This window comes from Aquimarina hainanensis, from assembly GCF_042684685.1.
GTDB lineage: Bacteria > Bacteroidota > Bacteroidia > Flavobacteriales > Flavobacteriaceae > Aquimarina > Aquimarina hainanensis.
In genome coordinates this window covers 45122-59361 of sequence record NZ_JBHULX010000017.1, presented here as the reverse complement: position 1 = coordinate 59361, position 14240 = coordinate 45122, and the positions used below count along the sequence as shown (strand labels likewise).

The following is a 14240-nucleotide window of genomic DNA, read 5'->3' as shown; positions in this document are numbered from 1 at the left end:
AAAATAGTTGCCAAAAAAACGCTTTTTTTAGTTTTAGTGAAAAGACTCCTGCCATCAAAAAAATTCGATCAGGAGTCTTTTTTATGTTATTTATCAATACACTTTCTCCCCTCCTAAATATGTTGACATCACCTTTGTATCAGGGATTTCATCTTCAGTTATCGACATAATATCCTGATTGAGAATTACAAAATCAGCAAATTTCCCTTGCGTAATACTTCCTTTTTCGTATTCTTCAAAATTGCTATACGCTGCCCATAATGTCATGCCCTTCAAGGCTTCTTCTCTGGTCAAGGCTTCATTTTTATAAAACCCTTCTTTTGGATATTGTTGCAAATCTTTTCTTGCTACCGCTGCATAAAAAGTATAAAATGGATTCACCTGTTCTACCGGGTAATCGGTTCCTAAGGCTAGTTTTCCCGTTTTATTAAGAAGTGTTTTATAAGCATATGCTCCTTTAATTCTATGCGTCCCCAACCTATGCTCTGCCCAGTACATATCACTGGTAGCATGAGTTGGCTGTACACTCATAATTAAATTATCATCTAATATATCAAACTCTAATGAATCAACTACCTGTGCATGCTCTACTCTCCATCGGCGATTTTTCTTCCCTTTCAGCACTTCATAATAGGTATTCATTACCACTGCATTTGCTGAGTCTCCAATAGCATGAGTATTCATCTGAAAAGGAGAAGCAGCTAATTTCCGAGCTAATTTTTTGAACTCGGCAACTCCGATTACCATAGCTCCATAATGGTTTTCCTGATCAGTATATGGTTTCTTAAGTACTGCTCCTCTCGATCCCAAAGCACCATCTCCATATACTTTAAAAGACGATACGTTTAGGACATCCGTCCGATAAGGTCCTTTTTTTAGATAAGTTGCCACATATTCCGGAGTATTACTAATCATTGCATAGATTCGTATCTTCAATTCTTTTGTTTTTTGCAAACTATCTATTAGCTGAATAACTTCAGGTGCCAGCCCTGCATCATCTACGGTAGTTAAGCCATAACTAAAGTTAATTGCTTCTGCTTCTTTTAACCCCTGAGCCTGTTCCTTACTACTGGGTTTGGGAATAATTGCTTCTATAAGGCTCATTGGATTATCGATCAATACTCCTGTTAGCGCTCCGTCTTTCAAAACTATTTCACCTCCTGACACCTTGGTGTCTTTTGTGATTTTTGCCAAATCGAGAGCCGCCTGATTGGCTAGCATAGCATGACCATCTACTCTAGTGATAACTACTGGGATATTTGGAAACAAGCTATCAAAAATTGCTTTGGTCGGATACTCCTTCACTTCCCAATCATTCTGATCCCATCCTCTTCCCCTAATAAATTTTACTTGTTTTTTCTTTTGAAAAGCTACTACCCGCTCAACCACCTCATCAAAACTTTTGGTTCCTACCAAATCGACATTTTGCTGCTGCATCCCCAATCCATAAAAATGACAATGTGCATCTATTAACCCTGGAACAATCGTTTTTCCTTTGACATCTAATTGCTGTATCCCATGGTATTTTTCCTGAATATCATGACTTGCCCCAACAGCAATAAACTTACCTTCTTTTACTGCAAAAGCTGTTGCTTTGGGAAGCAATGAATCAACTGTATGGATATTGGCATTATAAACTAGTAAATCAACTTTTTCTTTCTCTTGTTTGCATGCTACCAGTGATAAACCTCCCAAAAGAAGCCCCATTATTTTTTTCATATTAGCGTATTTTTAAGTTAGAGTTTGTTTATAGATATGCTAAAAATAACCATATCCTATTATTCTAAAAACAAAAAACTACGCTTCTACAAAAGATTTTGCTTCTTTATAGGGTTCCACCCCCTATATTTTTCTTTGAAGTGATTTAAACTTTTTTCAATTTGCTAAAAAAAATTAAAAGTCAAATTTATAGGTTGCCCCTCCTAGTACTTGAATTCCCTGAACTGGATAATTAATCCACTTTTCATATGTTTCTCCCAAAAGATTGTTCCCTTTGGCAAATACCGATAATCTATCATTGAATCTATACCCTATATTAATATTTGCATCTATAAAGCTATCCAGTTCTACTACAGATTGTGCCACTGAAGGAATTGTCAAAGTTGCATGATCCAACTCTTTTCTCTCTCCTACATAAAAAACTTGCGCTCCAAAAGACCATTGATCTGTAATTTGATAATCCATCGTTAACGAAGATTCAATTTCCGGAAGGTTCCATGCTTCTTGTTCTCTGTCCATAGAATAATTAAAATACGTTACAGATGCTCCCAATTTAAATCTATTACTGATAGCAAATCCTATTTCTCCAAGTGCCTTTATTGTCTTCATATCATCATATCGGTATGAAAAGGAGTTTCCGTAATCATACCCTTCTAGTAACAACGTTGTTCTGGGATTATTTACCAAAAGGGCTTTATCCATTTCTGATATATAACTTCCTCTAAAGTTATAGGTAACCATATCTGACAATTTTCCTTTAAGACCAATATATCCATCGAATTGATTACTTGTCGGAGATAAAAACAACGTAGGTGATACAAATGGGTTTTTTATAACAGCATCTCTATATGAGTTTTGAGATAAGCCTCCTTCGATTCCTCCATATGCAATAACGGCGTCTTCTAACACCCTATAGGACGCCGTAATATTAGGATAAATAAAGAAATCATTATCACTGTTTTCTATGTCCATACTATAGAATACTGATGCTCCTAATTGCACAGACAGATGATCTCTCAATATAATTAAACTTGGAGCTACTCCAATATTAAAAACACTATACTCATTCGGTATTTGTGACAATGAACCTCTATTCCTTTCGAAACTTCCTCCTAAATAATCAGCTATTACTTTGGTGGTGATTACTTCATCTGCTACCTCAAATTCGAATGTTGGTTTTATCTGTAAACGATGTTCCGAAGTATTAAATGCATCTCCAAAAAAACGATACTCTAGTTGTCCTTTTTTCAGCATGGCATCTTCTATTTCCAGTTGAGCCCCTATTTTTACTCCATAATAGCTTTGTTGTTCTTCTATTCCATCTATTTGTGCTGTTGTTAGAATAGAATTTGCGGGAAGTCCGTACCAGTTTATTAATTTATGTTCTCCTCCTGCTTCAATTCCATAAACCACATCTCTGGTTCTGGAAGTATAATTCAGATCGAGAAAGGTATTGTAAAACTTATCATCCAACACCAAGTCATCAATTCCTCCCTGAGAGGAATTATGATGCAGATACACCCCCATATTATCAGAACGATTTAACTGGAAATTACTATAAAACTCTGCCAATACTGATGTATAATTTCCAAAACCAAGGGTTGCATAATTATCATACAACTTGGCTTGTTTTGGTTTTTCTATCGCGGCAGCTTTTCCTTTTACCGGTGTAAAAGTAGAAGCGACAGGTACTGAAAAAATACTATAGTTAAGTTCTTTTTTTTGCTGTGTTACCGAATCCTTTACAGAGGGTATTGATTTTATTTTAAAAGCATCACTGATTGTAGGAGTATATGCCTTCACGATCACGACCCGCTCTGTACCTATGGTTTCTTCTTCTTTTTCTTGTGCCATCCCAACAGAACTCATAAGCCCTATCCCTACTAATGCTATTATTTTATGGATATTCTTAATCATAAAACTCTTTTCTATTTACTTTTTTTGAAGGTATTATTGGTCAGTTTGTATAGATGAATTCGTTTTGGATTCTTCTGCTTTAATTTTTTGAAGGGTTGTTTTAGCTTCTGCTACCACATCCTGAAGTTCTGAAAAATTAGTAATTACACTTTCTAAGATATATGTTGCCTGATATGCATCTTTTAATGCGTAAAAATTCTTTGCCATGAGTACTAATCCCTTTGCCCCATATAAACGGTAACCGGAATATTCTTTTGCCAGTTTCTGAATGACTTCATTCGATGCTTTGTACTCCCCTGACTCATGTATAAAATACGCATTGTAATACAATGCTTCTGCGGCTAATTCTCCGGTTGCACTCTTTTCTACTTCTTTATAAGCTGCTCTGGCTCTCGACACATCTGCTGTTTGCAAAGCTGCTCTTGCTATAAATAAATGGGCATCATTTTTTACATCTTTTTCTATTTTGGGGTTAGACAACACTTTTTCTGCATACAAAATGGTCTTTCTGTAGTTCACTAATTGATAATAGGATTTCATCAGATTTGATTGTGCAAAAATGATATTCTGGGGATAGTCTCCTGTATTTTCCAATCGTTCTAGAACCGGAATGGCTTCTTCATATTTTCTATCTTCTAGATAAACCTGCGAAAGCCTGGCTAAAGACTGCTCTGTAAATTCACCTCTAGGCTGATTTAGCACGTATAGGTAATGAGGAATGGTTGCCTCTTTTTCTTTTTTCTTAAAAAGTAACTCTGCCAGATGATAATGGCTTTTAGTAGCGTGTAGTCCTTTTGGAAACTGTGCTAAATATTTCTCAAATCCATGAATAGCAGCAGACTCATTATTCTCTAGAAACTGTTTTTCTGCTGCTTCAAATACAGTATTATCCAGATCTTCATCACTTACATTCACAAACCCCAAACCTTTTACCCAGGAAGCATATTCATCTGTTCTTCCCATATCAACATAAATTAATCTAGCTGTATTAACTGCCTGGACTGCTTCTTCTGTTCCTGGATATTTTGCTACCACTTTTTTAAATTTAGACAGCGCATTGTCTCCCTGATTCTCATTATAGTATACCAATCCCTGTTTTAGCATTGCTTTTGCCACATATGAACTTTTGGGGGTTTCTGATATAATCCTGTCATAAGCTGCAATTCCTTTGTTAATCTTTTGCTCCGAGATATACACATTCCCTAAAGAATACAAAGCATCATCTTTATACACTGAATTCGGATAGTTATTCAGAAACGCCAGCAGGTCTTCAATTTTACGATCATTCTTATTGACAAAACCATAACTAATCGCTTTCTGATAATGTGCATAATCTGCATCAGCTCCTCCTTTTTTAATTGCCATATTATAGGCTTCCATAGCGGGCCAGTATTTTCTGGATATAAAATGACAATCTGCCATTCTCAAATAACTATCTGCTTCTTTTACACTATCTGCATTTCCTTGTTTCAGAAATACATCAAAATAAAAAGCCGCTTGTTCGTATTTTTTTAATTTAAAATAGGTATATGCCAGATTATAATCTATATCTCTGAATTCCTCTAATTGAGAAGCACTGCTATTGGACTTAAACTCTTTATATCCCAGTAGTGCTTCTTCAAAATCATTTAGAACATACTGACACTCCGTTTTCCAATACATCGCTCTGGCTGTAAATACAGGATCCCGTTGTTCTGATAATGATTTATCAAAATAACGTATCGCCATTGGATAGTCGCCTTCATTGAATAGCTCAACAGCTCTGTAAAATGCTACTTTTTGGTATACTTTCTTATCCTCAAAGTTTCGGCTTCTTTCTAACAGATCCATTGCTTCTTTATAATTTTTGGATGTTAGATAAGAGCTTATCAACAGCTCATTGATTTCATCTTTATATTCTGAATTCGGGTATTCTTTTAAATATCCTAATAGTACTTGTGGAGTCGTTTTATAAGAGTTTCCTATCTCATAACTCAATTTAGCATAATTATAAGCAGCATCTTCCTTTATTTGTTGCTCAAAATTCATTTCTGATGCATTCTTAAAAGCATGTAATGCCTGCTGTTTCTTATCCGTTCTCAGATATGATTCTGCCAAATGATAATATGCATTTTGTGAAATGGCATTGCGTCCATCGACAATTTTATTAAACTCTGAGATTGCTTCTTCATATGATTTTTGCTTGTAAAATGCATATCCCAACTGATAATAATCGGTATTACTCCATTTTCCTTTTCTTCCTTTATAAGCTTTGAGATAAGGAATAGCTTTCTCATATTCTTCCAAATTAAAATAACTCTCGCCAATGATTTTGTTAAGCTCCGATTTTTCAGCTGCTTTTGAGGTCGGTAATTGAGCGATTCCTTCTCTGATTGCTCCTCTAAAATCTCCCGATTTAAAATTCATATCACTCTGGAAATATGAAAGATTCTTATTGTATTCTTTTAAATCTTTCACCTCATCAAAAAGTTCGTTTGCCTCCTTATAGTTATCTCCTTCATAGGCTATAAATCCCAAATAATATTTTGCCTGTGCTCCATACTTTTCAGAATCCTGAACTTTATTCAGGTATTTTTTTGCTTCATTAAATCGTTGAATTTTGAAATATGCATATCCATTATTGAAATTATATTTTTCCAATTCGGATCTACTCATATTTTTGGTATCTACTTTATCATACCACTTTCTGGCATAGGCATATTTTCCATGGTCAAAATAATAACTAGCTACGTCTAGATATGCTGCATTTCGCTTAACACTGGTAGGATACTCTTCTACAAAATCCTCCATTAATGTATCAGCTCCTTTTTGATTCAACCACACTGCACAATTGGCTATATAGTATGCACAATCTGCCTGAATATTTTCGTCTTTTACTTCACTTTTCACCTTATCAAACAGGTTTTGAGCTGCCAGAAACTGCTTATTATTGTACAGTTCCATCGCCTGGTGAAATAAAACTAAATCATTGGTATAAATGGCAGATTGTTGTGCTGAAGAAGTAGTAGTAAACAGGACTACCACAAAAAGCACCAAAGTGATGTATTTGTTCATTTAGTTATGTATTACAATCCAAAAGTAACTATTGTATCCCTTGAGTGGTTTTTGCGTTAAAGATAGCGTAATCTTCATTTTAATAACGAAATATTTTAGAGATAATTACATTTGGCTTTTTTTTAACAGGGCTACACAATAAAAAGTAAAAAAAACAATTTTCATAACTATACTATTTTCATTAAACTTTTTACTTTTACTGATACTTATTAAACATTATAAAAAACTATGCCAGATTCGGTTCTTTATTTAAAAAATGCTTCTATATACCAACGAGAGAATTTAATCCTTTCTGAAATTAACGTGACAATTAACAAAGGGGATTTTGTGTATCTCATCGGAAAAACCGGAACTGGTAAAAGTAGTTTTATGAAAACTTTGTATGGGGATATTCCTCTACGGGAAGGAGAAGGAAGTATTGTTGATTTTGATCTGAGAGCATTAAAAGAAAAACAAATTCCTTTTTTGAGAAGAAAACTAGGGATTGTTTTTCAGGATTTCAAACTCCTGAATGATCGTACCGTAAAAGAGAATCTTTTGTTTATTCTCAAAGCTACTGGATGGGTGGATCAAAAAGCGATGAATAGTAAAATAGATGAAGTCTTAAGCAAAGTAGACATGAAGGACTCAGGAAACAAGTTCACTTATCAATTATCCGGAGGGGAGCAACAACGCGTAGCTATTGCAAGAGCTTTGCTAAACGATCCCGAATTAATTCTTGCGGATGAACCCACCGGGAATTTAGATCCTCAAACCTCTGTAGAAGTAATGGAGGTATTGCAGGACATCAATAAACAGGGGAATACAATATTGATGGCTACCCATGATTATGCTTTGCTGTTAAAATACCCTTCCAAAACATTAAAATGCGATGGAAATAAGGTATTTGAAGTAGTTCAAAGAAAAGGTTAGTCGTCTCGGTAATCCTCGATCTTGTTAGTTTTAGTTTTTTCGAATGATAAATACATCTTTAAACAGTAATACTGTGAAAAGAAAGGTACACGCTGCATACAGTGTATACGCCATTGCCCCTCCTACAAAACTATATTCGTTTATTAAGAATACACTACTCCCATAAAATATAGCTACAGAAATCAGTTCAATTACAACATACTGCACAAACCATCCTCTAGCAACCAATTGATATGAAAAAACAAGAGTTATCATTTTTAAGAAATCCCCTATTAACTGCCATTTAAAAACAGCTTCCATCGGCATAAAATCAACAGATAGTACGAATGAGATAATTTCTTTTTTGAACACAAAAATAATTAGAAAACAACCTGCGACAAAAGGCATAATTTCTTTTAGATACGCCTCTACTACATCTCTAAAAGTATCTTTTGCATAACGTACTCTCAGCTTTGTAGAGATATACACTGTGAGACTTCCTATAAAAAACAACCAATAGTGATCACTTATTTGCTGCATTGCTTCCCAATACCCTGCGGTTTTCATTCCGTATAAGGATGCAATCTGATTTCTGATATTAATCTTCACAAAAGGAAAGATAGCTCCTGACAGAATCCCAATGATTGCATAAGGAGCTAATTGCTTGATATATTTTTTAGAAATTCTGTTCGCCCAAAGGAGCTTTGCAAAATTCTTTTGATTCGATATAATTACGATGGTTACAAATAATGAGATTGCAGGATTTAACACTATCGCTATAAAAGCTCCTTCTAATCGAAATTCCCAAACCAATATAAGCGTAATAAACAGTCCTAAAAGACTCCCTACCATGTTGAGTAATATATATACTTTGTATTTAGAAAACCCTTTAACAATAGAAGTACACAAGACATTAACCCCATAGAATGATAATGCGATACCAAGCTGTTTAAAAATATAAGAGAAATCGTATGGCTTCCCAAAAATTACATCATTCCAAAAAATAGGATCAAAGTACAACCAGGCAGATAATACCATCGTAACTACAAAACAAATGAAGTATGCACTGGATAACAGTGCTTTCATTTCTTCTTTATCATCTTTAACTACTAATACTTTTTGGACCACCCCATCAAACAATCCCAAAGTAGCTATGGTCTTCATAGAGGTCACCGCATTCTTTAGGTTTCCTAACAGAGCTATTCCTTCTGTTCCAAGCAAAAGAGCTATTACTTTAGTGACGATCATATCTGCAACGAACCTTACAGAAGTACCAATCCCACTAAAAGACATAAAATGTCTTCTTATCTTTCTTATCAGAAATTCCAATCTTCCGGTATTATTTTTTTGACCTCTATCCCCCTTGAGTTCATTTTATTTATTATCAGTCTATTAAAAAAATACGTTCATCCAATCCTTTCTCCATTTTTTACCTTCATATCCGGATGTAATAATGTTACTTCTTTACGCTCATTTACAGCGCCCAAGACGAGGCATTCGCTCATCATATTGGCAATTTGTTTTGGCGGAAAATTAATAACTGCCACCACCTGCCTTCCTATTAATTGATCCGGCGAATAAAAATCAGTAATCTGTGCAGATGTTTTCCTTGTCCCATAATCCCCAAAATCGATAATCAGTTTATAAGCAGGATTTCTTGCTTCCTTAAATTCTTCTGCACTGATAATAGTTCCTACTCTCATTTCCACATGTATAAACTCTTTCCAGCTCAAATTATTTTCCATCTTATTTGTTTTTATTTAGTTACTCATGAGCAGGTATCTTTCCTGTTTATTTTTGATCCATGAACCTTCTTTTATTATAAAATAAAACTATTCTTCTTCAAATTTCTTATGCTTTCTTAACAAAAAGGTAATAAATATTAATCAGCACAATTGCAGCATTGGTTATTATAATAGGCAATGACCAATTCAACAAAACCCCATAGACAATAAACGCTATACAGCCAATAGAATTAACCAATCGTAAGGTTTTTATGTTTTTCATCAAAAATGATATTAAGACCATAAATGAAGCAAAATACCCCACAATATCAACCAACATAGTTTCTTCCATATTTAATAATTTTATTTTCAACATAATTAGTAAAAAAAGCTTATAAAGCAAAAAACTCACGACTTATCGTGAGTTTTTTTTCGATGTATTACTTATATTTTAGACGATTTTGTTTCGTTTTCTTTCTACTTCTGTCAGAAAGATTTTTCGCAACCTTAAATGATTTGGAGTTACTTCTACATATTCATCTTTCTGGATATATTCCAGCGCTTCTTCTAAAGAAAATTTAATAGCAGGAACAATTTTAGCTTTATCATCAGCTCCTGCCGAACGAACGTTACTTAACTTTTTAGTTTTTGTAACATTAACAGTCATATCATCTCCTCTGGAATTTTCTCCAATTACCTGTCCTTCATAAATATCTTCTCCCGGATCGATAAAGAACTTTCCTCTTTCCTGTAGTTTATCTATTGAATAAGGTATGGCTGTTCCTTTTTCCATCGATACTAATGACCCATTGATGCGACCTGGGATATCTCCCTTTAACGGTTGATATTCTTTGAAACGGTGTGCCATAATAGCTTCTCCAGCTGTTGCTGTAAGCAACTGATTACGAAGTCCTATAATCCCTCTAGAAGGAATCAAAAACTCACAGATCATTCGCTCTCCCTTTGCTTCCATACTCAGCATCTCTCCTTTTCTCAGTGTCACCATTTCTACAGCTTTACCTGAAACCGTTTCCGGAAGGTCAATGGTTAATTCTTCTACAGGCTCACATTTGACTCCGTCTATTTCCCTGATAATTACTTGTGGTTGTCCTATCTGTAGTTCATAACCTTCTCGTCTCATCGTTTCTATCAATACAGACAAGTGCAGTACTCCTCTACCATAGACCATAAATTTATCAGCACTATCTGTTTCTTCTACTTTTAATGCCAGGTTTTTTTCTAATTCTTTTTCTAACCTTTCTTTGATATGTCTAGAAGTAACAAACTTTCCATCTTTTCCAAAAAACGGAGAATCGTTAATCGTAAACAACATACTCATAGTTGGCTCATCAATGGCAATAGTTTGTAATCCTTCCGGGTTTTCTAAATCCGCTACTGTATCACCGATCTCAAAACCTTCCAATCCTACTAATGCACAAATATCTCCTGCTTCAACCTTTTCTACTTTCATTCTTCCCAGTCCCTGGAATGTATGAAGCTCTTTAATCCTTGTCTTTTTAATAGCCCCATCTCTTTTTACAAGCGATACTTGCATTCCCTCGGTAAGTGCACCTCTTTGTAAACGTCCAATAGCAATCCTTCCTGTAAATGATGAGAAATCCAAGGAGGTGATTAACATTTGAGGAGTTCCTTCTTCCACTTTTGGAGATGGAATGTGTTCAATCACCATCTCTAATAATGGTTCTATGGAATCCGTTGGTTTTTTCCAGTCATTACTCATCCAGTTATTCTTCGCTGAACCATATACTGTTGGGAATTCCAATTGCCATTCTTCTGCTCCTAATTCGAACATTAAGTCGAAAACTTTTTCATATACCTCATCAGGGGTACAGTTTTCTTTATCAACTTTATTTACAACAACGCAGGGTTTTAGCCCTAAATCAATCGCTTTTTGTAATACAAAACGGGTTTGCGGCATGGGACCTTCAAAAGCATCAACTAATAGTAATACCCCATCTGCCATGTTTAAAACACGTTCTACTTCTCCACCAAAATCGGCGTGACCTGGAGTATCAATAATATTAATTTTAGTTCCTTTATAAGTAACCGATACGTTTTTAGAGGTAATAGTGATTCCTCTTTCTCGTTCTAAGTCATTATTATCTAATATAAGATCACCCGTATTCTCATTCTCTCTGAATAATTGACAGTGATACATAATTTTGTCTACCAATGTCGTTTTACCATGGTCTACGTGAGCAATTATCGCAATGTTTTTTATAGCAGTCATATACGCCAGAATTTAAGGCTGCAAATGTACGAGATATTTCGACACAATCTACAATATTTACTGCATATTTAAAATGGACTTAATACAAGTAGTTAAACTCTTGGGAATCTAGGATTATAAACAAGAAAAACTCCTATCTTTGCGGCTTAAAATTTACCTGTCATGGATCTTAAAAACATTCCAAATTTAAAAAATCTGGATTCTAATAACTTCTTCCTTCTTGCAGGACCTTGTGCTATCGAAGGGGAAGAAATGGCATTAAAAATTGCCGAAAAAGTAGTCGAAATCACTTCCAAACTTAAGATACCTTATGTATTCAAAGGGTCTTTCAAAAAGGCAAATCGCAGCAGAATTGATAGCTTTACCGGTATTGGAAATGAAAAAGCCTTAAAAATCCTTCGAAAAGTAGGTGAAACTTTTCAAATTCCAACGGTAACCGATATTCATGAAAATGAAGATGCTGTAATCGCTGCGGAATATGTTGATATCTTACAGATCCCTGCTTTTCTAGTTCGCCAAACCGACCTTGTGGTAGCCGCTGCTAAAACCGGTAAAACAGTAAACCTAAAAAAAGGGCAGTTCATGAGTCCTGAAGCAATGCAGCATGCTGTAAAAAAAGTTGAAGATAGCGGGAATACCAATGCCATGATTACTGATCGGGGAACAATGTTTGGGTATCAGGATATGATTGTTGATTTCAGAGGAATTCCTACTATGAAATCATTTGGTACTACTGTATTAGATGTAACACATTCTTTACAACAACCTAACCAATCAAGTGGTGTTACAGGAGGAAGACCTGACATGATCGAAACTATTGCCAGAGCCGGGATTGCTACTGGAGTTGACGGTCTCTTTATGGAAACTCACTTCGACCCTGCCAATGCCAAAAGTGATGGAGCAAATATGCTTCACTTAGATCACCTGGAAAAACTACTTTATAACCTCGTACAAATTCGACAAACTATTAATTCACTATAAAAAGTTAATACTACTACATTGAAAAAAGCTCCATTTCTTTATCTATTGCTTTTGACTACATGTTATACAGCAATAGGACAAACGGGTACAGCCCAAACACAAGTACGAAGCAAACGATTACGAACAAAAAACAAAGGCAAATTTTATTTTTATTGGGGTTGGAACGTTTCCCAATACAGTAAATCAAATATTCATTTTGAAGGTGAGAATTATGATTTCACTATTCACAATGCCAAAGCACATGACAAAGTAACCAAGCCTATTGGTTATGACAAATACCTAAACCCTGCTAACCTCACCATTCCACAAACAAATGCCAGAATCGGATATTATTTCCATGATAACTGGAATGCATCTATTGGTCTTGATCATATGAAATATGTAATGGAACAATATCAGACAGCAAGAATATCTGGAGATATCTACCTAACGGAAGATAATGAAGGTACAACCTACTTCAATGGGACTTACAACCAGCAGGAACAAGTTCTATATGAAGATTTCGTCGCCTTTGAACATACAGACGGTTTGAATTATGTCAACCTGGAGATCGCTAGAGTTGATAATCTGGGAGACTTTTTTGGCTGGAACCCCGATAAAATACAATTAAATATCACTGAAGGATTTAGTGCAGGAGTGCTCATTCCTAAAACCAATGCCAAAGTTCTTAACAAAGATCGATATGATCAATTCCACTTATCAGGTTATGGAGTCTCTCTAAAAGCTGGTATCAATGTTACTTTCTTTAAATATTTCTTCCTGCAAGCCGAATTAAAAGGAGGGTTTATTGATATGCCGAATATTCGTACCACTAGCAGTAAAGCCGATAGTGCAAAACAACACTTTAATTTCTTGCAACAGAATATAACTTTTGGAGGAATTTTTAAAGTTTTCTAGAACAGTATCACCCATATACAACGAAGGTATTTCTTTTAAAAAGAAATACCTTTTTTTTCTTCTTAAATGTATATTTCATTCTTATATCCCCCTTCTCTCCTCTCTATTTTTTTTTTAAAGTTTGGTTTCTAATAAATATTTATGTTACTTTGTTTTTCAAAGTACTTTATAATGAGTAAGGAAAATTATTTAAAAGACTTATCAGAGATTAAAGATTTGATGAATAAATCATCTCGTTTTTTCTCCCTTAGCGGATTATCCGGAATTTTAGCTGGAATTTACGCATTAATCGGGGCTACAATTGCCTATTACCTGGTTCAGAGCAGTGGTCGAAAGCAACTTATCTTAGATGGAAAGATATTTACATATGTATTAATCGATCTCGCTGCCGTAGCAATTCTAAGTATTATCACGGCTGTAATCCTAAGTCATAAGAAAGCAAAAAGAAACAATGAATCGCTATGGAATGGCACCTCCAGGAGGTTACTAACTGCATTTTTGGTTCCTTTAGTCACAGGAGGCATCTATATCTTGATAAAGATATCCAGTAATCACTACGGTTTAACAGGCTCCTTAATGCTTATTTTTTATGGCCTGGCACTAGTAAATGCTTCTAAATACACTATTGGCAATGTAAAATTTTTAGGATATACTGAGATTGTATTAGGTCTTATATGCGCTATGTTTCCCGGATATGGTTTTTGGTTCTGGATCATAGGCTTTGGCTTTATGCATATAATTTATGGAAGCATTGTTTATCTTAAAGATGATAAGAATTAAATAAAACTTTTGTAACCTTTGCAACT

The 14240-nt window shown here is 34.9% G+C and carries 11 protein-coding genes; 4 read left to right on the top strand and 7 right to left on the bottom strand.

Annotation, left to right across the window (positions count from 1 at the left end; all coding sequences use genetic code 11):
• Positions 1-93 precede the first annotated feature (93 nt).
• The 3 genes from ACFSTE_RS09790 to ACFSTE_RS09780 all read right to left on the bottom strand — a co-directional run bounded on the left by ACFSTE_RS09790 (position 94) and on the right by ACFSTE_RS09780 (position 6690).
• Positions 94-1719, bottom strand: a complete 1626-nt coding sequence (locus ACFSTE_RS09790) for an amidohydrolase (RefSeq protein ID WP_378256552.1) — start codon at positions 1717-1719, stop codon at positions 94-96.
• A gap of 174 nt (positions 1720-1893) precedes the next feature.
• Positions 1894-3636 (bottom strand): TonB-dependent receptor, encoded by a 1743-nt coding sequence (locus ACFSTE_RS09785; RefSeq protein ID WP_378256554.1) that lies wholly within the window; start codon positions 3634-3636, stop codon positions 1894-1896.
• A gap of 33 nt (positions 3637-3669) precedes the next feature.
• Positions 3670-6690: a tetratricopeptide repeat protein gene (locus ACFSTE_RS09780; RefSeq protein ID WP_378256556.1), complete on the bottom strand. Its 3021-nt coding sequence runs from the start codon at positions 6688-6690 to the stop codon at positions 3670-3672.
• Between the two features lie 228 nt (positions 6691-6918).
• Between ACFSTE_RS09780 and ACFSTE_RS09775 the strand changes: the two genes are divergently transcribed.
• A complete protein-coding gene (locus tag ACFSTE_RS09775; protein WP_176029120.1) occupies positions 6919-7602 on the top strand; it encodes a cell division ATP-binding protein FtsE in 684 nt (227 codons plus the stop codon).
• A gap of 30 nt (positions 7603-7632) precedes the next feature.
• Here ACFSTE_RS09775 and ACFSTE_RS09770 read toward each other — a convergent pair whose 3' ends face one another.
• The 4 genes from ACFSTE_RS09770 to typA all read right to left on the bottom strand — a co-directional run bounded on the left by ACFSTE_RS09770 (position 7633) and on the right by typA (position 11556).
• Complete coding sequence (locus tag ACFSTE_RS09770; RefSeq protein ID WP_378298120.1) at positions 7633-8874, bottom strand: O-antigen translocase; 1242 nt, start codon at positions 8872-8874, stop codon at positions 7633-7635.
• Between the two features lie 113 nt (positions 8875-8987).
• Positions 8988-9326 (bottom strand): tRNA-binding protein, encoded by a 339-nt coding sequence (locus ACFSTE_RS09765; protein ID WP_176029118.1) that lies wholly within the window; start codon positions 9324-9326, stop codon positions 8988-8990.
• A 106-nt stretch (positions 9327-9432) separates the two neighbouring features.
• On the bottom strand, positions 9433-9657 hold the full coding sequence (locus tag ACFSTE_RS09760) for a uroporphyrinogen decarboxylase (RefSeq protein WP_176029117.1): 225 nt from the start codon (positions 9655-9657) through the stop codon (positions 9433-9435).
• Positions 9658-9756: 99 nt separating this feature from the next.
• On the bottom strand, positions 9757-11556 hold the full coding sequence (gene typA, locus ACFSTE_RS09755; protein WP_176029116.1) for a translational GTPase TypA: 1800 nt from the start codon (positions 11554-11556) through the stop codon (positions 9757-9759).
• A 162-nt stretch (positions 11557-11718) separates the two neighbouring features.
• Here typA and kdsA point away from each other — a divergent pair, with 162 nt between their 5' ends.
• The 3 genes from kdsA (at position 11719) to ACFSTE_RS09740 (ending at position 14214) form a co-directional block, all read left to right on the top strand.
• Complete coding sequence (kdsA, locus tag ACFSTE_RS09750; protein WP_176029115.1) at positions 11719-12537, top strand: 3-deoxy-8-phosphooctulonate synthase; 819 nt, start codon at positions 11719-11721, stop codon at positions 12535-12537.
• A 51-nt stretch (positions 12538-12588) separates the two neighbouring features.
• Positions 12589-13434, top strand: coding sequence for a hypothetical protein (locus ACFSTE_RS09745; RefSeq protein WP_254883993.1), 846 nt, complete (start codon positions 12589-12591; stop codon positions 13432-13434).
• 171 nt (positions 13435-13605) lie between these two features.
• A complete protein-coding gene (locus ACFSTE_RS09740; RefSeq protein WP_176029114.1) occupies positions 13606-14214 on the top strand; it encodes a hypothetical protein in 609 nt (202 codons plus the stop codon).
• Positions 14215-14240 lie beyond the last annotated feature (26 nt).